The 19,979-nt window shown below is 34.1% G+C and carries 18 protein-coding genes; 11 read left to right on the plus strand and 7 right to left on the minus strand.

Going from position 1 to position 19,979, the window contains the following annotated elements; translation table 11 throughout:
- The first annotated feature begins 36 nt into the window (after positions 1–36).
- Positions 37–759: a cytochrome b/b6 domain-containing protein gene (locus ACFOWA_RS18390; protein ID WP_378988053.1), complete on the plus strand. Its 723-nt coding sequence runs from the start codon at positions 37–39 to the stop codon at positions 757–759.
- The gene (locus ACFOWA_RS18395) at positions 737–1,528 is read left to right on the plus strand and encodes a molybdopterin-dependent oxidoreductase (protein ID WP_378988056.1); all 792 of its coding nucleotides are present in this window, start codon (positions 737–739) and stop codon (positions 1,526–1,528) included. Before ACFOWA_RS18390 ends, ACFOWA_RS18395 begins: the two co-directional genes overlap by 23 nt.
- A 28-nt stretch (positions 1,529–1,556) precedes the next feature.
- On the opposite strand, the gene msrA is transcribed toward ACFOWA_RS18395, so the two are convergent.
- From msrA to ACFOWA_RS18425, 6 genes are all read right to left on the minus strand, one after another.
- Entirely contained in the window at positions 1,557–2,219 is a 663-nt protein-coding gene (gene msrA, locus ACFOWA_RS18400) for a peptide-methionine (S)-S-oxide reductase MsrA (protein WP_378988059.1), read from the minus strand.
- A 10-nt stretch (positions 2,220–2,229) separates the two neighbouring features.
- Entirely contained in the window at positions 2,230–2,730 is a 501-nt protein-coding gene (gene msrB, locus ACFOWA_RS18405) for a peptide-methionine (R)-S-oxide reductase MsrB (RefSeq protein ID WP_378988062.1), read from the minus strand.
- A 517-nt stretch (positions 2,731–3,247) separates the two neighbouring features.
- Entirely contained in the window at positions 3,248–4,138 is an 891-nt protein-coding gene (locus ACFOWA_RS18410) for a beta-1,6-N-acetylglucosaminyltransferase (RefSeq protein ID WP_378988065.1), read from the minus strand.
- Positions 4,139–5,033: 895 nt separating this feature from the next.
- Positions 5,034–5,306, minus strand: a complete 273-nt coding sequence (locus ACFOWA_RS18415; protein WP_378988068.1) for a hypothetical protein — start codon at positions 5,304–5,306, stop codon at positions 5,034–5,036.
- Between the two features lie 158 nt (positions 5,307–5,464).
- Positions 5,465–5,932, minus strand: coding sequence for an OmpA family protein (locus ACFOWA_RS18420; protein ID WP_378988071.1), 468 nt, complete (start codon positions 5,930–5,932; stop codon positions 5,465–5,467).
- 160 nt (positions 5,933–6,092) lie between these two features.
- A complete protein-coding gene (locus tag ACFOWA_RS18425) occupies positions 6,093–7,658 on the minus strand; it encodes a right-handed parallel beta-helix repeat-containing protein (RefSeq protein ID WP_378988075.1) in 1,566 nt (521 codons plus the stop codon).
- Between the two features lie 202 nt (positions 7,659–7,860).
- On the opposite strand from ACFOWA_RS18425, the gene ACFOWA_RS18430 reads away from it, so the two are divergent.
- The 9 genes from ACFOWA_RS18430 (at position 7,861) to ACFOWA_RS18470 (ending at position 18,602) form a co-directional block, all read left to right on the plus strand.
- Positions 7,861–8,670 (plus strand): polysaccharide biosynthesis/export family protein, encoded by an 810-nt coding sequence (locus ACFOWA_RS18430; protein ID WP_378988077.1) that lies wholly within the window; start codon positions 7,861–7,863, stop codon positions 8,668–8,670.
- A gap of 2 nt (positions 8,671–8,672) precedes the next feature.
- A complete protein-coding gene (locus ACFOWA_RS18435; protein ID WP_378988080.1) occupies positions 8,673–10,985 on the plus strand; it encodes a GumC family protein in 2,313 nt (770 codons plus the stop codon).
- 11 nt (positions 10,986–10,996) lie between these two features.
- Positions 10,997–12,544 (plus strand): lipopolysaccharide biosynthesis protein, encoded by a 1,548-nt coding sequence (locus ACFOWA_RS18440; RefSeq protein ID WP_378988083.1) that lies wholly within the window; start codon positions 10,997–10,999, stop codon positions 12,542–12,544.
- A 6-nt stretch (positions 12,545–12,550) separates the two neighbouring features.
- On the plus strand, positions 12,551–13,315 hold the full coding sequence (locus ACFOWA_RS18445) for a glycosyltransferase family 2 protein (RefSeq protein WP_378988085.1): 765 nt from the start codon (positions 12,551–12,553) through the stop codon (positions 13,313–13,315).
- A gap of 74 nt (positions 13,316–13,389) precedes the next feature.
- Entirely contained in the window at positions 13,390–14,613 is a 1,224-nt protein-coding gene (locus ACFOWA_RS18450; RefSeq protein WP_378988088.1) for an O-antigen ligase family protein, read from the plus strand.
- Between the two features lie 2 nt (positions 14,614–14,615).
- On the plus strand, positions 14,616–15,662 hold the full coding sequence (locus tag ACFOWA_RS18455; RefSeq protein ID WP_378988091.1) for a hypothetical protein: 1,047 nt from the start codon (positions 14,616–14,618) through the stop codon (positions 15,660–15,662).
- A gap of 2 nt (positions 15,663–15,664) precedes the next feature.
- Positions 15,665–16,513, plus strand: a complete 849-nt coding sequence (locus tag ACFOWA_RS18460) for a glycosyltransferase family 2 protein (protein ID WP_378988094.1) — start codon at positions 15,665–15,667, stop codon at positions 16,511–16,513.
- Positions 16,510–17,436: a glycosyltransferase family A protein gene (locus ACFOWA_RS18465; RefSeq protein WP_378988098.1), complete on the plus strand. Its 927-nt coding sequence runs from the start codon at positions 16,510–16,512 to the stop codon at positions 17,434–17,436. Before ACFOWA_RS18460 ends, ACFOWA_RS18465 begins: the two co-directional genes overlap by 4 nt.
- Complete coding sequence (locus ACFOWA_RS18470) at positions 17,436–18,602, plus strand: glycosyltransferase (protein WP_378988101.1); 1,167 nt, start codon at positions 17,436–17,438, stop codon at positions 18,600–18,602. Before ACFOWA_RS18465 ends, ACFOWA_RS18470 begins: the two co-directional genes overlap by 1 nt.
- Here the strand turns inward: ACFOWA_RS18470 and ACFOWA_RS18475 are convergent.
- The gene (locus tag ACFOWA_RS18475; RefSeq protein WP_378988104.1) at positions 18,577–19,965 is read right to left on the minus strand and encodes an exopolysaccharide biosynthesis polyprenyl glycosylphosphotransferase; all 1,389 of its coding nucleotides are present in this window, start codon (positions 19,963–19,965) and stop codon (positions 18,577–18,579) included. The genes ACFOWA_RS18470 and ACFOWA_RS18475 overlap by 26 nt on opposite strands.
- Between the last annotated feature and the right edge of the window lie 14 nt (positions 19,966–19,979).

The following is a 19,979-nucleotide window of genomic DNA, read 5'->3' on the forward strand; positions in this document are numbered from 1 at the left end:
AAGGTCAGATTTTCGTTAATGATATAAAATATTTCAATGAAAGAAATCAAGGAAAAGCATGCATTTCTGATGCGTTGGACACATTGGGTAAACTTCCCGGTGCTTACGGTAATGATCTGGAGTGGCTTATTTATTTATTGGGCAAATGATGCCTATGGAATTTCGATTTTCAGCTTTACCCTGATTAAATTTTTTCCTGAATGGTTTTACAAGTACTTCCACATCCCCCATCGACTTGCCGAGGGTATGGCTTTTCACTTTCTTTTTATGTGGTTCTTTTTCATCAACGGACTGCTTTACATTGCCTATACTGTATTTTCCGGCGCATGGAGGGAACTTGTTCCTAAAAGAAACTCGTTCAAAGAAGCCTGGCAGGTACTTTTGCATGACCTGCACATCAGAAAAACCACTCCGCCCCAAAAAAAATACAATGCGGCGCAACGAATTGCCTACAGCGCAATTATTTTAATGGGTGCAGGTTCAGTAATTACCGGGCTAGCAATTTATAAACCAGTACAACTTTACTGGCTATGCTGGCTTTGCGGCGGCTATCATTTTGCAAGGATAATCCATTTTACCTTAACCATTGGCTATGTCCTTTTCTTTGTCATACATATCCTGCAGGTGGCACTTGCCGGGTGGAACAATTTCCGGTCTGTTGTCTCTGGCTTCGAGGTAATAGAAACTGAACCACAAATCCGAGAGGAAAAAACACTAACAGCAAACAACGCAGAAAATGAAACCAACAGATCAAAATAAAACTAAGAAACCACTTACCATCGAGCAAAAAATAAAGAGAAGGAATTTTATTTCATTTGGTGCTTTCTTTGCCTTGGGTGGTGGAGCAGTTGCAGGCTGGAAATGGCTACTTAACTCGCCCGAAGAAAATGCCGGCATTACCGGCGGTGCCAGGGCACCGCTGAGAAGGGCGCTAAACAAGACAGAACTTTTCTTCCGTAATTTCTTCAGTAATAACCATCTGGCTAAAACCTATCCAAAAGAAAGAGCGGCAAAGATTGTAAGGGTTAACAGTCTAATCGGCATTAAGGATGATAAAGATTTCGACATTAAGAATTGGAAGCTGGAAGTTAAAATTGATCCTAAAGAACCTTTAAAAATCAGCATTGAAGAAATCAAGGCATTACCCAAAACGGAAATCGTATTTGATTTTAAATGTGTTGAGGGCTGGGATCAGATTCAACATTGGGCAGGCGTTAAATTGAGTGATTTTTTATTGCATTACAAACTTGATGCACTTGCCGAAAAAAACTATATGGGATTGGAAACGCCCAATGGGAAATATTATGTTGGGCTCGAAAGAGACAGTGTACTTCATCCACAAACAATTCTAGCCTACGAGATGAATGGAAAACCGATAACCAACGATCATGGTGCGCCTTTAAGGTTAATTATTCCGGTAAAATACGGTATTAAAAACCTTAAAAGAATCGGAGTAATGTCTTTTAGCAACCAACGTCCAAGAGATTATTGGGCGGAACAAGGCTATGACTACTATTCGGGATTGTAAAAATGGGGAATAAAAATTCCCCAGGTAATCAAATTTTATCTTTAAATTCAGGCTTTATCAAAGCATTCATACTTTTCCTGAGCTTTAACACTTTGGGCATGGATACACCTTGAATATAGCCACTATTGGGATTTAGCCTGTAATAGCCTTGGTGGTAATTTTCTGCAGGATAAAATACTTTGAAAGGTACAACCTGCGTTACGATTTTATCGTTATAATGATGACCGGCATTTACCTTGGTCATTACCTCTTCCAATACTTTTTTTTCTTCAGCGTTACGGTAAAATGCAACCGAGCGATAATCCTCTCCTTCATCTGGCCCCTGCCTATTAACTGTCGTTGGATCGTGAGCGTAAAAAAATGCCTCAGCGAGCTGGCTATAGCTAATTACATCAGGGTTATAATAAACCTGTACAGATTCGGCATGACCTGTATTATCCGAACACACCTCTTCATAGGTTGGATTTCTTGTATTTCCCCCTGAATAGCCAGATACTACTTTATCCACGCCTTTCAATTCGCTCATGCCTTCTGCCAGTGCCCAGAAACATCCGCCTGCAAAAGTTGCCACTTTTTCATTTGCCTTTGGTTTGGGTAAATCAGCAAAGGCCTGCTGGTTCTTTTTCGTCTGTGCATCGGTGCATGATATAAGAAAAACCAATCCTACCAACCAAAATTTAGATATTTTCATAATTGTCAAATTATTTTGATGGAATAAATTTCAGTGCATAAGAATTCATGCAGTAACGCTGCCCGGTGGGTTCTGGCCCATCATCAAATACATGTCCCAGATGGAGGCCTGTGCTTGCCTCTACAACTTCATCTCTAACCATGCCGCCAGAAATATCGCGGACGATTTTAATTGCTTTGGCATCAATCGGTTTAAAAAAACTAGGCCAGCCGGTACCTGATTCAAATTTAGTATCTGAGCTAAATAGTGGTTTTCCAGTTGCGGCACTAACATAAATCCCTTTTTTGTGATTATTCCAAAACGGGTTTTTGTATGGCGTTTCCGTTCCCTTATTCACCATGATATCGTAAGCCTGCGCAGAGAGCACCTGCTTCCAGTAAGCCGCTGTTTTTGCCTGTGGATATTTTTTAATATCTCGAGACAATGTTCCTTTATCGATGGGTTTATTCTGACCGCAGGCATTCAATGCCAGTCCCAGAAATAGTATGCTTAATAATCTTAAATTTCTCATATTTAATTGGTCGTTAAAAAATTTAAATCCTTACAAAAGCCAGAGAAATAATTCATCTAAGCAACTTATGTAATGTAATTTACGCATAAAACACATGGCTGGTTCTTCACCGTATTGTAAGTATAAATCACAATGACATGACTCCATACCTCCAATAATAATGCTTCTTAAAGAATGGTAAACCATTACAGTTGAACCCGGTCAAACCGTAAATTAAAATTTGAATTAAATCATTAATTATCTTGCGTCATAGGTTTGGAGGTACTGGGTCAGCTAAAATGTTTTCTCCATTTCCAGGTGGAATCCATTATCTTTAAATTGGCTGAACCAGTTAAGATTAACCCAATTACACCAATTCTTGATTATTTGTAACCTCATTAGTTTGTAGGGTTTATGAAAGAATCATTTTTAGTAAGGCGGGGTCAATCGACATTTATTTAGCCAATTAATAATAGCGAGGCAGTCTTTTGGAACATCATGTGGAATTTACTATTTCTAAACTCCATTACTGAGCGTCCTAATTTTTTAATAGGATTTGCTCATCGATGAAGTCAAGTATTTCAGCATCAACATTTTGGTCGAATTTTCTTGCGAACAGATCCACTGATCGAGTTATGATACCGAAGTGCGACTTTAGTAATGTTTTTGGATGAGGACTTTGGTCATTTTCCCATAGAATAAAATGTTTCTCACGATTTTCTATTCTAGACAACAGTTCCTCATCTTTGGAATTACCTATTAACATAGGTATAAATGCTTCATCTGCGACGAATGTGTTTCGGTGAAAACGAAGATATTCTGGATACTTTTCATTGAATTTCAAAATATAGTCAAGTGCATACATGTCCAAAGTTATCCATGCCGAACCTACATATGGGGCCATCTGATTTGGAATCCGTCGCTTTAGAAATCTAAGATATGAGGATAAAAAGTTGATTGTTCTAGAGCATAGGATTTCGTACCACCGATCACCAAAATAATATTTATCAAAGCGGTACAGTCCGCCCCTGTCTTTGCCAGGCCACTTTTCTAAATTAGGTATCTGTAAGAAATTGATGAATATAGAATGTGGTGAATCCCGATAAAAATCATCAATTGCTTTATTGCTCTTAATTGGATAGTCTTGTCCACTTAGCACAACTATCCTGTCAAAGGTTTCCGAACAGCTTTTGATCTGCCTTAAACCCTCGAGAAGAGGCAAGGTAATTCCATATTTTCCCCATCTTGCATCGAATCGGTCAATGAATAATAATCTGGCGCCATATTCTTTAAGTGAATCAAATTGGGACATGTCCGATTTGCTGTCTATATGAATAAAAAAATGAGAAAAACCGTCATTCAGCCTATCAACCAGTCTATGGAGATGAGTTGGGTACTTATGGGCCATAATTATATAGGCTTTTTTCATAGGGCGATCCTAGTAATTTGTTTTATATAATAAAGGGTTTATCACCTCAATTGTTCGGTATTTGTTAGTCAATGTAGAAGGCTTTTTGGAGGCATGTAACTGAGTGATGTGGGTAGAACAACATGAAAGGTCGAATGTTTTGGTCTTCCTATTTTGTAACCCTTTTGGTTCAGAACTAAGCCTCAAAATCTCTAACACATACTGAATTCTGTATTTATTACGCTGTTTGGTAAGTAAACTAAGGTGGTCATCGTGAGTTGCCGGTTCTTTTAATATCGCATCATATTTTTCTATCGCAGCTTGTGCTCCACTTTCTATAGCAACAAGTATCGCAGCATCCTCTTAAATGCTGATGCTTCTTTTACATCTATTCAGGCTGTATGTAATATGCTTAATATCCTGTATTCACTTATATGCGACGCTCAATATTGTATTGCCAGGGGGCTTTCAGTTCCATTTCATAGGCTTTTCTTTCAATGCTTCCAGTTGCTTCTGAGGCTGATTGATATACCTCTTCTTCGTCGTTTATAATTGACATAAGACCTTTAGGCTTTCAGAACTGGAAAATGTGAGAGCGCTTTAAGAAAAATTAGGATAGATTAATCCTAAGTGTAATTTTATGCACATTTATGTGAATTTATATGTAATTGGCGAGTTGCGGAAACTGATTTTTAAGTAACGCGATGAATCAGTAATAGTTATTACTCTTCTAAATCTATCAGTTTAAGAAAATCAAGATCTCTTTTAGGTTTGATTTCCACATCATGTGGTTTATCCACCAATGTCACCATTCGCTGAGTCCTAATTCATTACAAAATAATAAAAAAATATTATTGAGCGATGAGGAGTAAAATATTCAAAGCGCTGTCTAAGAAATTTTAATTGTATCTTGGGTTTATTCTTTAGACTGTCTATTGATGTAAATAAGTCTATCTACCTGCCCATCAAGATTTAATATCATTAACTCCAAATAAACTTCAAAATCCACAAACAACATCATTTTTGGAAATAAGTGTTTTAGAAAATCTTTAGGATTTTCTTCATCTTGAAGATAAATAAATGCTAATGACTCGCTTTTAAGGTTGTAATGATCGATACTATCCGGCCATTCCAATTGCAATTTGCTGAGGAAGCTATTTACTTTCTGTTTTTCAATTATTTCTTTCATACTTAATAGTTACGAAGTGAAAGTTTCAGCAGATTCAGTTTATAGCTTTATGGAGTTTGTTAACTACAGCTTCTAAGACGCATCCTCAGATTTGAGAAGATTAAAATCTTTATGTATAAAGTTCAAAAGAGGCATTTTAGCCTCTTTTGAACGATAGATTAATCTCCAATTTTTTTCAATCCGATTTCGACCCTTCTGTTCTTTTGTCTTCCTTCTGGAGTTGCATTCGAGGCGATAGGAACTGTGCTACCGAAAGGTGTTGTAATCACTCTGCTTTCTTTAACCCCTTTGCTAATTAAGTATTTTTTCACCGTTACAGCTCGCTTATCTGATAAAACCCAATTGTATTTATATGCACCGATAGCATCGGCATGCCCTTTAAGAGAAACAGCATAATTGTCATCAATTACGGCTTTTGCTAACTCATCTAGCTTCTTGTAATAAGCATCCCGAACCGCAGGCTTATCAAAATCATATTCTAAATTTTTTGTCAAATCTGCAAGAGCTATTGCACTCACACTTGTAGTTTTTGCTTTAATTTCTTTAGCGCTATTAGTGGTTTTAGTTGCGTTTACAGATAAAAATAAAACCACAGCGGCTGACAGGGTAATAATTAGAGTCTTCATACATTTGATTTTTAGAGTTAATAATGAAAATTTAATCAATAACAAGCTGACTTTCAAAATGTTCTAACATAAACGTATAGGTTGTGATTATTTGTAATCAATGTAACACATAAAAAACTAAAACATACTTTACGTGCATAAATATCCACATTTGTATTATTTATTGCACAAAAATATTATCTACTTGTTTTGGATTTGAAAAGCCTTTTAAATCTACAATGCCACCCGAAACAAAATTATTACATAATTGAAGGCCGGTTGGTTTGGCGCCGAAAGCGGTAATTGCATTAACAGGGATGTTATTAGAATTTTTATTGTAATTAGCAGTAATTCGGACCTTTTCTAAGCGTGTATTGTCGGTTCTAATTACTACACCAAAATCCACTCCTTTCCCAGCTGCAGAAGAGGGTAAAAAGTTAATTGTGTCTGCAATCATTATCAATTGTTGATGTGCATCTCCAGGTTCAAATTTTGTGTAACTAAACAAAGCAAATCTATCATGGGTATTTGGAACCGAAAACCTAAAATTATTGTTTTTAGAAGTAATGAGAAAATTTTTAGCGCCCGATTCTATGCTGATACTCTTACTTGCATTATTGATAAACGAGTTTTTATTTATCGTAACTTTAGCTTCATAGTCTCCAAAAATGTGTAATCCTATTAATGCATCTGTAATTTTATTATTCTCTACAATGGCAAGTGGTACGGCAGCAGCAGTAGGTAAAAAGGTAAAGTTCAATATAATACCTGTAGTATTAACTCCAGTGTAAATTTGGTTACCAGTTACGCTTACCCCATAATTTCCCCTTACTTCGATTGCATATATTTTACCATCCCTAATTATATTGTTGGAAACTGTTGTGTTTTTTCCAACGGCTGATAAAGCTATCCCATCTATGGCCTGTTTTGGATCTTTACCTGTACCGGAAATTGAATTACCGCTAATAATTGTACCTTCAGTATTTCCCCAATCTTCAATACCCATTCTGCCTGCATTTACGACCTTATTATTTAAAACTTTACATCCAGAAATAAAATCAGATATATGATTCCCTGTTGATGTTAACGCATTTGAGTAAGATTTATTTATAACATTACTTTCGACAGTGGTGGAATCGGCACCATCCTCTGCATAGCGAATGCTTAAAGTATTTATTTCATTAGCTTTTATTATGTTGTATTTTGATGCTGCACCTGAAATCCAAACGGCTTCCATTCCAAGTATTTGATAACTTAAATGAAAATCGAAAATACAATTCTGTACGGTGAAACTTCTTGTATCTAAAACAAAAATGCAAGAATTGGCCCAGTCTTTAAATTTATAAAGACTTTCAGACTGGCTAAATGTTATATTTCTGATTATAGAATTGTCCGATTTTTCTGCAAGGATATAACGACCATGCTCCAGCAAGTCGCCTTTCATTTCCCTACCTGCTTTAATAACCGTGCCTTTTTCACCATAGATTTTTGTGTTGCCCTTGAATCTAAGTGTTTGGTTTATAATATAGACGCCAGCTTTTAGATAAATATTACTTGAATCTGAGATCAGCTTCTGCAAACCTTCGGTGTCATCAGACATTCCATCTCCCTTAAGATTGTACAAGTAAAAAGGATGATTTGTTATTTCATCTTCATTAACTGGAGATTTTGCGTTCGGTACCGAAGACGATTTTGTGCAAGAAAGCAATATAACTAATGAGCAGGAAATGACGGATAACATTTTCATAACTTGTAAATGAATTAGATAAAACTGATATTCTTAGCTCAAAAAAATATACAAATTATTTCCGTGTTGTATTAAAACTAAGACGTAAAAAAAAACGTATAAGACATTAGGAAGCTATGTTATCGCGTGAACGGTAGTTTAATTTTTTAAATATAAATACAAAATATAACTATCTGATTATAAATTAATTAAAAAATATATTATGATTAAAACTTTTAAGCGCTTTACTAGCAGTTTGCAGCCACTTTTTATTTTCCTGTTCCTATGTTCGGTAATTATAAGCTCCTGCTCGAGCACTAAAAATACCATTTACTTCAATAATCAGCAAGATGAGGTTTTAAAGGCTAGTAATTTATCGTCAAAAAATGTGATTCAACCTAACGATATATTGAGTATTGCTGTAACCAGTTTAAATCCTGCAGCTACCGAAATATTTAACAAGCCTAATAATTCTTATGTTAGTACAAGTAGTGTTACTGGTGCCAATCTACAATCGCCAGGTTATTTGGTAAGTAACGAAGGAAATATTCAGTTTCCTGTTTTAGGTACGATGAAAATTACGGGATTAACAACAAATGAACTTCGAGAGAAAATTACTACTGAACTGCTAAATAAAAAATTACTTGTTGATCCTATAGTTATTGTTAGACAGTTAAATTTTAAAGTTTCTGTTTTAGGAGAAGTCGGTCGGCCATCTGTAGTTAATGTACCAAGTGAAAAAATATCATTACTAGAAGCCTTAGGCTTAGCTGGGGATATTACAATTTATGGTAAGAAAGATAATGTTATGATTATCAGAGAAGAAGATGGTGTAAAAAAGATCAAAAGAGTTAACTTAAACACCAGCGAAATATTTACTTCAGATTATTACTACCTCAAATCGAATGATATCGTTTATGTTGAAGCTAATAAGGCAAAAGTTGCCAGTTCAACAAGAAGTTCTACGCTTATTCCAATTTTATTAAGCGCACTCTCTTTTGGTGCGATAATTATTGACCGCATTGTGAAATAAATATGAATATCACTAGAAAACCATCGGAACCCAGAGCGCCCGGCGAATCAAAAGGCCACATTATTTTTAGGCTTTTGCCTTATTGGCCATTATTTTTAGGATTATTTATAATCGCAATAATTGGCAGCTTAATTTATCTTAAAATTACGCCCTCAATTTATGAGGCCAATGCCAGAATTTTAATTAATGAGCGAAAAGTTGATGATGCTTTAAAATCTAGCGACCCGATGGCTTCGACACTTAATACAAAACAAACTGTAGATAATGAGCGAGAAGTTATAATATCCAACCCAATAGTTTACAAAGTTGTTGAAGATTTAGGGCTATACTCATCAGTTTTTAAAAAAGAAAGATTATCTGATGTTGTAATGTATAAAAATGCACCTCTAAAAATTATTGTACAAAATCCAAATTCTTTAATTCCATTAAAGAATACAACTTTTACAATAGAAAGAGGTAATGTGGTAATTGATGGAAAAAAATACCCGTTCGATAGATGGCTAAAAATGCCATATGCAATTTTAATGTTTAGGTTAAATCCGGCTTACAAAACCGCTGATGGCGACAAGTTTAGCTTTGAGCTTACATCACCAAAAAAAGTTGTTGCCTCAATAGTTCAAAATATTAAGGTTACTGAAGCGAATAAACTTTCCACTATACTAAATGTTTCCCTTTTAGACCATGATAAGTATAGGGCTGAAGATATTCTTAACGACATTTTGCATGTGTACAGCTCTTCGGCTATCGAAGAACATAACTTATTGGCTGCAAACACACAGGAATTTATAAACAAAAGGCTAATGTCGGTAGAGAAAGAATTGCTAGACATTGAAAGCAAACTTCAAAACTACAGATCGAAAACCGGCGCCATTGATTTAGGTACGCAAGGGAAATTATATTTGGAAAATGTAAGTGTTAATGATCAAAAAGTCGGAGAAATAAATATGCAGCTATCTGTTCTTAATCAGGTAGAAAGTTATGTAAAGTCGAAAGATTTGACAGGTGGTATCGTTCCATCAACGGCAGGAATTAACGATCCAGGTTTATCCCAAATGGTTAAAGATATATACGAATTGCAGCTTACTGCAGAAAGTTTGCGTAAAACGACAGGAGAAAACAACCCAATGGTTGTTGCTTATACTGACCAAATAAATAAGATAAAACCGCAGATCTTGCAAAATCTGAGAAATCAACGGAATAGCCTTTCCGCAAGTAGAAACAATCTATCAGGCACAACAAACAATTATTCTTCTGTTCTACAATCTATGCCAGAAACTGAACGGAATTTAGTAGACATTAATAGGCAACAACAAATAAAGAGCGGAATATATACCTTCTTACTTCAAAAGAAAGAAGAAACAGCATTATCTTACATTACTAATGGATCTGATAGTAAAGTTATAAGCAAAGCTGAATCATCTGAATTTCCGGTAAGTCCAAAGCGAAAAATGGTTTTATTAGCCTCTATCTTTGGCGCAGGAATTTTAGGCATTGCTTTCGTATCTGTTAAAGAAGGTATGCGAAGAAATGTGATGTTTCAAAGTGAAATTAAGTCGCTTACATCTTTGTCGGTTATAGCTGAAATTAGTACAAACTCATCAAAAAATTATATTGTAATAGGTAGCCAGCAGAGAACCCTTATTGCAGAACAATTCCGAAGCTTGAGAACAACTCTGCATTTTTTGGGTATCGGTAAAAAAAACAAAAGGGTGATGGTTACATCGGCCATAGCGGGTGAGGGTAAAAGTTTTGTAGCATCCAATTTAGCAGTAACCCTGGCCATGACAGGTAAAAAAGTTGCTTTACTAGATTTCGATTTAAACCACCCGACTTTACATCATAAGTTTAATTTGAAACAAACCATTGGTATCTCCGAATATCTGGAAGGTAAAGCCACTGAAGCAGATATCATCCAGCCATCGTTAATTAATGAAAACTTATCGGTACTGTTAACCGGTAAATTACCAGCTGATCCCGCAGAATTAATTTTGAACGGAAGAGCTGAACAGTTACTAAATTATTTAGAGGTAGATTTTGATTTTATTATTGTAGACGTACCTCCTGTAGGTCCAGTTTCTGATGCTTATATATTAGCGCCTATTTGTGATGCAACCTTATTTGTGGTGAGACATGCTTACACACCAAAGGTTTTTGTAGAAAGAATTGATGAAAATATAAGGCTCAACAATCTTCCAAACCCTGCAATAGTATTTAATGCTGTTGCACAACGTGGGTTTGGTAAAAACAATTACGGTTATGGCTACGGTTCAGGGATGGTATATGGTGGAACTTATGACCAAAAATTAATTGAATAATATAATTTTTAATGGATAGAAACATATTAAAGTGGAATTTTATTTTTCAGTATGGATATGTGATAACTAATATCTTAAACGCCTTAATTCTATTACCCATTTATCTGCATAAAATTGATTCATCTACTTTAGGCGTGTGGTTGGCTACTGGAAATATTCTTGCCTGGATGACTTTGGCAGATCCTGGGGTAGGGGATGTTTTACAGCAAAAAATCGCACAATTAAGAGGACAAAATCAACCCGAAGAAATAAATTTAACCATCGGGTCTGGTATAGTAACCTCACTTTTTATTTTGCTACTCGCAATTATAGCTGGCATTGTTTTTTTCTTTTTAATTGGTGTAATAATTAATAAAGACGTTTCGCAATACCAAGGTCTACAGGTTGCGCTTTTAATATCAATAATTGCTACGGGAATGTCTTTGGTTTCATTTAGTTTATCCGGGATAAATCAAGGACTTCAAAACTCTGCACAAGTGGCAATTGGTTCGTTATCTGGCAATTTCATTTTTTTAATATCAAATGTTGTTTTGCTTTACTTAGGCTACGGCGTAATTTCAATTGCTTTTGCAAACCTTTGCCGTGCATTTTACATCAATATTTATAATTATTCGGCACTTAAGAAACAGTTAGAACGAGAGCAACTTAAAATAGTATTCCAACTGGAGCACCTTAAAAAGTTTGTTAAAATATTTTCATTTACATCCTTTTCTCGGATTATTGGTGGGTTTTCTGCAAGCCTTGATATGATTGTACTGGCAAGATTTGTTGCTCCTTCAATGATCACAATTTTCGAAATTAATAAGCGACCAATTCAAATGACACAGTCTCTGATTGGTCGTCATTCTGTTGCTTTAATGCCCTTAATTTCTCATGCCAATGGGAAAGGAAATGTTGCAGAGATTAAAACATTAATTTACACCCAGTTTAAATACTACTCTTATGCAGCAATATTTATTGGCTTTTGCTTTATAACCAACTATGAAAATCTGATTACAATTTGGACTGGCGTTGGTAAATACGCTGGAAACTCTGTAGTTTTTTTATTGGTAGGAAGTTTCTTTTTTACCCTTATAGGTTACTTTATGGCTAATATGGGCTATGCCTTAGGCGATATTAAGATGAATAGTTTTATAACTATTATTAAAGGAGTCGTTTCGGGTCTACTATATTATATCGCTAGTAAGCATTTCGGTTTAATTGGTTTACTAGTAGTAATGCTTTTTGTTAGCATAACCGTAGATTTTTTATTATTCAGTTATCGCCTTAATAAACTTGGCTTTTTAAATGGAATATTTATTGGCGCTATCCTAAAAAAATGGCTTTTAATCATTCCGCTTTCAGCACTTATGAGTTTCGGAATAACTTATGGCTTTAATTTAATTATTCCTGGCAGTATGAGAATTGTTAGTCTTCTTTTAAATGGCATAAGTTTTACAATGGTTTTTATTATCCTGCTATTAATATTTGACAAAGATTTAAAATTCACAATACAGAATAAGTTTTCGAGTATTTTCTCGAAACGATTCGATAAACAAGAACTCTCAAATAATCCTTAATAAAATATGCCAAAATTTGTTATCATGTTGCGTGTAAAAGATGGTGTTTTCTTCGCTGAAGAATGGTTAAACTGTTTTGAAAAGCTGGCGGATGAAATTGTTGTTCTAGATAATGGCTCGACCGATGGGACACTTGAAATTTTAAAAAAACATCCTAAAGTTGTTGATATAATACAGACAGAGGGCTATAATGAAGGGCGAGATAAAAATCTTTTATATCAGCATGTTCGCTTAAGAAACCCAGATTGGTGTTTATGGATTGATATTGATGAGATTTTTGAGCCGCAATTAACCAGAGCGCATTTTGATAAATTAATGAAAAACAGGTTCGTTAATAAATTCGCATTCCGCCGCTTTCATTTTATGGATAGAACACATTTTGCAGGGTCATGGTATCGTTTAAATTATTCTGCCGGCCATGATAGATTAATGTGGCGAGAAAATAAATCTGGATATTTTCAGGATTTGATTATTGATTCGCCTAATGTGAAAGGTATAAAAGGGTTAAAAAGTAACACAAACTTTAGGATTAAACATCTTGGTTACATCAATAAAGAACTTATAGATAAGAAGGCTGAAATTTACAGGGCAATTATTCCAGAAAAGGAAGATATTTTTCAAAGTATGTATTTAAAAGGCGAGCGTCCGGTCAAATGGGAAGATAATAGGAAAAGTGTAAAAACTATTATGGTGAATCAATTATTAAATGCACTTCAACTTACCCATATCTTCCCTAAAGCGATAAGAAGAGCAAGAAGTATATTTCAATGAACTATGTAATCAGAATATCGAAGTATGAATTTGAGGTAAAAGAGATTTTATTGCTCTTTTTTACCTTTTTCGTTATGGAGAATACATTCTCATGGTTGTTTATGCCAATCTCGAACATTGTATTGATGTATGAGAAAATTTTAAGTCTTGTTATTTTTGGATTCGTTCTTTATAAATTTAATAATCTAAAGTTTAACGAAAAGATTTACATTGGTTTATTGAGCGTTGTAATTGTAAAGATGATTTTCGAATCTATGTTAGATTATGGAACAATCTTTCAGCAACTTACTTTATTTACCATACTTTTCCCTGTAGCCTTTACAATTTTTGTCAAATGCATCTGTCGCGAATATAACTTCGATATTTTAGAATTGATCGCTCAATTTTATATTCTGCTATATATCGTTTTCATGCTCATCTACGGGAGAACATTTTCATTTAGTTTAGAGCAAGTAGAAATGGTCGATTATGGCCCGTTTTCTGGGGATAGCAGAATTATACATGCTCGTTCCATATTTATGATGATTGTTCCACTGTTGTGGTATTTCAATCAATTTTTAAAACACGGTAAAATCACAAATCTTTTGCTATTCTTATTTTGCATAACGGTTATTGTAATTCATCAACATAGGTCTGTTTGGGCAAGTAGCATTTTTTCGATGTGTGTTTATTTCTTTATGAGTTTAAGAAATAACCTAACTCCGATATCGAGGGTTGTAAAAACTTTTTTAAGTGGATTACTACTTATTGCTTTAGTTGCATTTGTGGTTTCACAGGCATTTCCTGGAACTTTAGAATTTTTCTCTGACAGATTTAGTGAGATTTTAGATCCTGCGAAGGAAGATGGAACCGGGAAATTTCGTGCGGATCAGCGCCAAATTTATTTCCCGATGGTTTTAGAACGGCCATTTTTCGGTTGGACATTTGAAGGCTTTGAAATGAAGAACCCACTGGTAGATTGGTGGCCGGAAAAAACCGGGCAACACTTTCACGAGGGTTTTATGGAAATGCTTTTCTATCATGGTTTTTTTGGTTTGATATTAAAATATTTCTATCTGGTCTATCTGGCTTATAAATCCTTTAGTAAAAATTTAGATCAAAAATCTATTATTCTTATCGCTTTCTCACTTGCCGGACTAATATTTTCATTTAGCTATGTACTCCCACTAATTTTTTGGGGCATGGTTGGCCTCTGTCTGTATTACCTTGAAACAAGACCAGAAAATGAAGAATCTGAAGAGCCAAAACATATAATTATTACCCAACAATCATCTGCAGAGCAGATAAAGCTACACTAACTATGGATTATATATGCACCTGGATATGTACTGATGAAGTTGGGGAAGAGAGTATTTATCCCCAAACAGGAGAGAAATCTTCGAGCCAAAAACACCAAAATATTTACTGGCGATGTATACTATTGTTTTTTGCAACAAGTAAGCGGTTTAATAAAAAGCAAAAACATATACTTTTTAGTAATACTAGAACACTACCTAATTTAGATGGAAGAAGTGTAGAGGACAGTCTCAAAGATTTAGAGGTTGAAATTAGATTTACCGATTTTAATTACAAAACACCAAAAGGTTATTTTAATTTATTTCAAAATCAGTTTTACGAATTTTCTATACTCGAATATATTGCTCAACATAATCAGAATCAAGATGACCAGTATCTTATTCTCGATTCAGATTGTATTTTTACTCAGCCTGTAGAATCGCTTTTTAGAAATGCGGCGCCAAAAGGTTTTACTTCTTTCGAAGATGATTGCAGCACCGATTTGGTTATCCATGGCTTAAGTAGGAAAGATATGAAACTGCTTTATGAAGATCTACTGGGGCGAAAAATTGACATAATTCCTGGGTACCATTTAGGTGAGTTTTTTCTAGCGAGCGTAAAAAACATAAATATTATATATAATGATTTTACAGTGCTTTGGCCAGAACTCATGGAAAGACATCAAAAAGGTCAACCAAAATTTCATGAAGAAGCACAAACTTTAAGCTTTATCTATTTTAAAAATAATTTCCAGGCGAGTAAAAACAAAGTTATTTTGAAGCGAATATGGACTAATCCGGTGTTTTACAGAAATGTTGAAACCACCGATGTTAATGTTGCCATTTGGCATTTGCCAGCCGAAAAGACTTACGGATTATCTGACCTCTATAATGAACTCATTCAGAACCAACCAAATTATGGACAAAATATCCCTCATCAGAAATATATGGGTGTTGTAAAAAAGCTTTTAGGAATTCCTAATTTAAAGCTAAAAGGATATTGTAAATACTACGTTTTAAGTTATTTCAGGGCAATAAGTAAACGTGCTAAGAAAATTCTATTAAAAAGTTAAATATGGACATAGCAGTACTTCTAGCAACATTTAATAGAAAAGATAAAACACTTTCATGCTTGAAAAGCCTCTTCGAACAGGAGATGAATTCGGATGTGAAATTAAATGTTTTCCTAACTGACGATAATTCTACAGATGGAACAGCAATTGAATTAAAGGAACATTTCCCTTCAGTAAATATTTTTAAGGGATCAGGAAGTTTATTCTGGGCTGGTGGCATGAGAAATTCTTGGGAAAATGCGATTAAAATTAAACCAGATTTTTATTTACTCTTGAATGATGACACACTTCTTGTTAAAAATTGCATCACCCGATTGTTAACCTACTTTTCGATAAAAAATGAGGATGCTATTGTAATAGGAAGTACGATGGATAATCGCAAGAATAAAATTACCTATGGCGGGCATAAATTATATACCGCCGATAAAGTTCAGTGTTATAACGTTTTCAGCGAAACAGAGTATATGGTATGCGATATGGCAAATGCCAATATAATGCTTGTTCCTGCATCAGTAGTAAATAAAATTGGAATTCTTTCTGTTAATTTCACCCATAGCATAGCTGATTTTGATTACACTTTAAGAGCAGGAAAAGCAGGATTTAAAACGATTGTTGTTCCCGGGGTTTTAGGTTTTTGTGTAGATGATAATCTTGACAATGAATTCAAAGTTAAGCGAAATTTAAAGCAGCGAATCGCACATCTAAAAAGTCCTAAAGGTTTAGCTTACAAAGAATATATGGGTTTTATTGCCACTCATTTTCCTGGTCATCGTTTAGAAGTTTACACCAAAATTTGGCTTAAAACATTCTTCCCTTTTATCTGGCGTAAATTTAAATCCAATAATTCATGAAAAATTCTACAATCATTGGCGTATTTTGTTACAACAGGGTTAGTAAATTAAAACGTTGTATAGAAGCATTATTAAAAAACCCTGAATGTAAAAATATGGATATCGTTTTCTTTAGCGATGGCCCGAAAATTGGTTCTGATGATACACATATAAAAGAAGTTCGTCACTATATTGACAATCTTGATGGATTTAAAAATATCATAAAGCATTACCGTGAACATAATTTAAGTACCGGTCCAAACTTTCGAACTGGTTTAACCTTTTTGAGTGAAAATTATGAACGCTTTATCATCGTTGAAGACGACCTCATTGTTAGTTCAAATTACTTAAAATTTCTTATAGATGCCTTGGAATTTTATAAAGATGATCAAAGTGTATTTTGTGTAACTGCCTATGTTTTTCCAATAAAAGCACCAAATTATATTTACGACACAATTGTGTATAAAAGATTTTGCTCTTATGGTTGGGGTGGTTGGGGCAATCGTTTTACAAATATTATTTGGGATGAAAACGATCTGAATAACTTAATGAATAATTCGCCCCGGTTTAAAAAACGGCTTAATGCTGAAGGTTTTGATTTAGTAAGGATGCTCAAAAAACAAATTAAAGGAACAATTTCTACTTGGGATATTCAAATGCAAACCCATGTTGCTGAAAATAGGTTAAAGGTAATTTATCCAAAATTATCTAAAGTTAGCAATATTGGGTTTGATGAAGAATCGACTAATACATCGGGGGTAAATTATTTAGTTACCCCAATTGATGATGGCGCTCAAAGAAATTTTAAATTCTCGCCTGCCACGAACATAGTTGCAGAATTGCAATCACAGATTAAAGCTCCTTATGCTTATCATACTTTGGTTATCAGAAAACTAAAAAATGAGTTTATAAAACTTACAAAAACTACTAAAAGCGCCAATTAATGAGAATTTTAGTAATTCATACCTTTTATAAACTTCAGGGTGGTGAAGATGTTGTTGTGGAGAATGAAATGAAACTTCTGCGTGAAAATGGCCATCAGGTGGAATTATTGAAATTTGATAATAGCAATTTTAGTTTTATAAAACTTATTTTAATGCCTTTCAATCTTTTCGCATATTTTAAAACTAAAAAATTTATTAGGCATTTCAAACCAAATATTATTCATATACATAATCTGCATTTTGGAGCTTCATTATCAGTTTTATATGCAGCTAAAAATCTTCAAATACCAGTAGTTATGACCCTGCATAATTATAGGTTTCTATGTCCATCTGGTAGCTTATATTTCAATGGAGAATTATTTATCGATTCATTGCAACCTGGTTTTCCTTGGTCAGCAGTTAAAAAGGGAGTTTATAAAAACTCAAAAATTTTAACTTTCTGGCTTGCACTATCTAACTATTTTCACCGTAAAATCAACACCCTCAATATCGTTGATAAGTTTATACTTTTAGGCAAACACTCTTTGCATTTATTTTCGGAAAGCCATTTTAAAGCATTTAAAGATAAATTGATCGTAAAACCAAATTTTACTTATCTAAAAACATTTGAAAACAAAATACCTAATAAATATTTTATTTTTATTGGGCGATTAACTGCTGAGAAAGGCATTAATACTTTACTTCAAGCTTTTTCATACCAACCAATAAACTTAAAGATTATTGGTTCTGGACCCTTAGAATATGTTGTTTCAGATACATGCGAAAAAAGTAAAAATATAGAGTACTTGGGCCAAAAGTCATCAACTGAGGTATCAAAACTACTCGAAAATGCTGAAGCTTTGATTTTTCCATCAGAATGGTATGAGACATTTGGAATGGTGCTTTCAGAATCTTTTTCGAAAGGCATTCCAGTAATAGCTTCCGAACTTGGAGATATTAAAAATATCGTATTAAATAATCAGAATGGATTAACTTTTGAGGCGGGTAATTATCGCGATCTGAGAGAGAAAATAAGTTATTTTGATGGTCTATCACTTGTAAAAAAAAGCAGTTTAAAAAAGTTAGCTTTGGAAACTTACAACAATAAATTCAGTCCCAAAGCTAACTATGAAGAGCTTCATTCAATTTATAAACAAGTTATTAGTACGCATTTTTATCTCCAATAACCATTTTTTGAATAGTTAACCAAATAATCTTTAAATCGAGCCACGTATCCCAGTTTTCAATATACCAAATGTCATGCTCTATTCGCTTTGTTAATTGAAGTGTTTCTTTGATTTCTCCTCTTAATCCATTTATTTGTGCCCATCCAGTTACACCAGGTTTTGATAACATACGTATTATATACCTATTTTCTAAACCTGCAAATCTTATATCATGTTGAAGCATGTGTGGTCTGGCGCCCACAACAGACATGTTACCCATTAAAACATTAAAAAATTGTGGTAGTTCATCTAAATTCGTTTTCCTTAAAAAACTGCCTACTTTGGTTAACCTGGTATCGCCCTGCTTTACTTGTACTGTAGTATCTGAGGAAATAACATGAGATAAAGTGCGCAACTTAATGCAAGAAAAACCTTTATTGTTTTTACCACCTCTTTGTTGCCTGAAAAATACAGGACCCTGCGAATCTAACTTTATAATAATGGCCAATAATGGAAGCAGCCATGATAGCAGAAAAAGTATAACCATAGTGCTAATCACAATATCAAAGATTCGCTTTTTAAGCTGAGCGGTCGCGTAGTTCATTGGTTCAGACCTTAGAGAAAAAACAGGAATTTCATCAACAAAATCTAAATGTGCCTTTCTGTTCAGGAATTCATATATATTAGGAACAAACCTAAATCTAATAAATTGTTTTTCAGCAGTTTCGGCAAGCTCATATAGATATGGAAATTTCTCTGGTGATAGCGTACAATAAATTTCAGCAATTTTATTTCCCAATGCAAAATCAAGACTTTTATCAATTCTACCCAAATATTGAAAATTTGTAGAATTTGTATCCAACTCAATATCATCAAAACAGCCAAGACAACGCAAATTACTTTGCGTGGATGAGAAAGAATTAATTAGATTATTAGCTGTTTCGTTGTACCCGATTATAATTATCTTTTGGAAGAATTTAGTGTTTGATCTGGTGTAAAGAACATAACTTATAAGCGTTAACCTTGTGATAAGCAAGATAAGGCCGAAGCCAAATACAATTGTTAAAACTAAATAATTTGGATTTGAAAAATTAGCCAAATAAACAAAAACTGAAACAAGACTTCCAAAAATCCCAAAGGATATTAAAGTTTTACGAGCTAAAATTCGCAAATTAACTTGTTTATAAATAACATAAGCTGCTAGAAGATATGAACTTAATAGCCAAATGATATTTGCCACAAGATTCAGGATTATTAAATCTTTTAAATCGGACTCAGGATTTTTCTCGAATAAAAAAATTGGCAATATAAAAAGTATGTTTAGGGTTACAAGGTCCATAATGAGGAAGAAAACCCGGTGGATATTTGTGTATCTCTGTGTCATAGTTAGGTGTATTT

Source organism: Pedobacter lithocola (assembly GCF_042650845.1).
GTDB classification, from domain to species: domain Bacteria; phylum Bacteroidota; class Bacteroidia; order Sphingobacteriales; family Sphingobacteriaceae; genus Pedobacter; species Pedobacter lithocola.

Excerpts from the sequence above, each read along its gene's own strand:
- msrB (WP_378988062.1), bottom strand. The coding sequence starts at position 2,730 with ATGAGAAATTTAAGATTATTAAGCATACTATTTCTGGGACTGGCATTG.
- ACFOWA_RS18460 (WP_378988094.1), top strand. The coding sequence starts at position 15,665 with ATGGACATAGCAGTACTTCTAGCAACATTTAATAGAAAAGATAAAACA.
- ACFOWA_RS18395 (WP_378988056.1), top strand. The coding sequence starts at position 737 with ATGAAACCAACAGATCAAAATAAAACTAAGAAACCACTTACCATCGAG.
- ACFOWA_RS18440 (WP_378988083.1), top strand. The coding sequence starts at position 10,997 with ATGGATAGAAACATATTAAAGTGGAATTTTATTTTTCAGTATGGATAT.
- ACFOWA_RS18410 (WP_378988065.1), bottom strand. The coding sequence starts at position 4,138 with ATGAAAAAAGCCTATATAATTATGGCCCATAAGTACCCAACTCATCTC.
- ACFOWA_RS18435 (WP_378988080.1), top strand. The coding sequence starts at position 8,673 with ATGAATATCACTAGAAAACCATCGGAACCCAGAGCGCCCGGCGAATCA.
- ACFOWA_RS18430 (WP_378988077.1), top strand. The coding sequence starts at position 7,861 with ATGATTAAAACTTTTAAGCGCTTTACTAGCAGTTTGCAGCCACTTTTT.
- ACFOWA_RS18450 (WP_378988088.1), top strand. The coding sequence starts at position 13,390 with ATGGAGAATACATTCTCATGGTTGTTTATGCCAATCTCGAACATTGTA.
- ACFOWA_RS18470 (WP_378988101.1), top strand. The coding sequence starts at position 17,436 with ATGAGAATTTTAGTAATTCATACCTTTTATAAACTTCAGGGTGGTGAA.
- ACFOWA_RS18455 (WP_378988091.1), top strand. The coding sequence starts at position 14,616 with ATGGATTATATATGCACCTGGATATGTACTGATGAAGTTGGGGAAGAG.
- ACFOWA_RS18390 (WP_378988053.1), top strand. The coding sequence starts at position 37 with ATGAAAGAAATCAAGGAAAAGCATGCATTTCTGATGCGTTGGACACAT.
- ACFOWA_RS18445 (WP_378988085.1), top strand. The coding sequence starts at position 12,551 with ATGCCAAAATTTGTTATCATGTTGCGTGTAAAAGATGGTGTTTTCTTC.
- ACFOWA_RS18415 (WP_378988068.1), bottom strand. The coding sequence starts at position 5,306 with ATGAAAGAAATAATTGAAAAACAGAAAGTAAATAGCTTCCTCAGCAAA.
- ACFOWA_RS18475 (WP_378988104.1), bottom strand. The coding sequence starts at position 19,965 with ATGACACAGAGATACACAAATATCCACCGGGTTTTCTTCCTCATTATG.
- msrA (WP_378988059.1), bottom strand. The coding sequence starts at position 2,219 with ATGAAAATATCTAAATTTTGGTTGGTAGGATTGGTTTTTCTTATATCA.
- ACFOWA_RS18420 (WP_378988071.1), bottom strand. The coding sequence starts at position 5,932 with ATGAAGACTCTAATTATTACCCTGTCAGCCGCTGTGGTTTTATTTTTA.
- ACFOWA_RS18465 (WP_378988098.1), top strand. The coding sequence starts at position 16,510 with ATGAAAAATTCTACAATCATTGGCGTATTTTGTTACAACAGGGTTAGT.
- ACFOWA_RS18425 (WP_378988075.1), bottom strand. The coding sequence starts at position 7,658 with ATGAAAATGTTATCCGTCATTTCCTGCTCATTAGTTATATTGCTTTCT.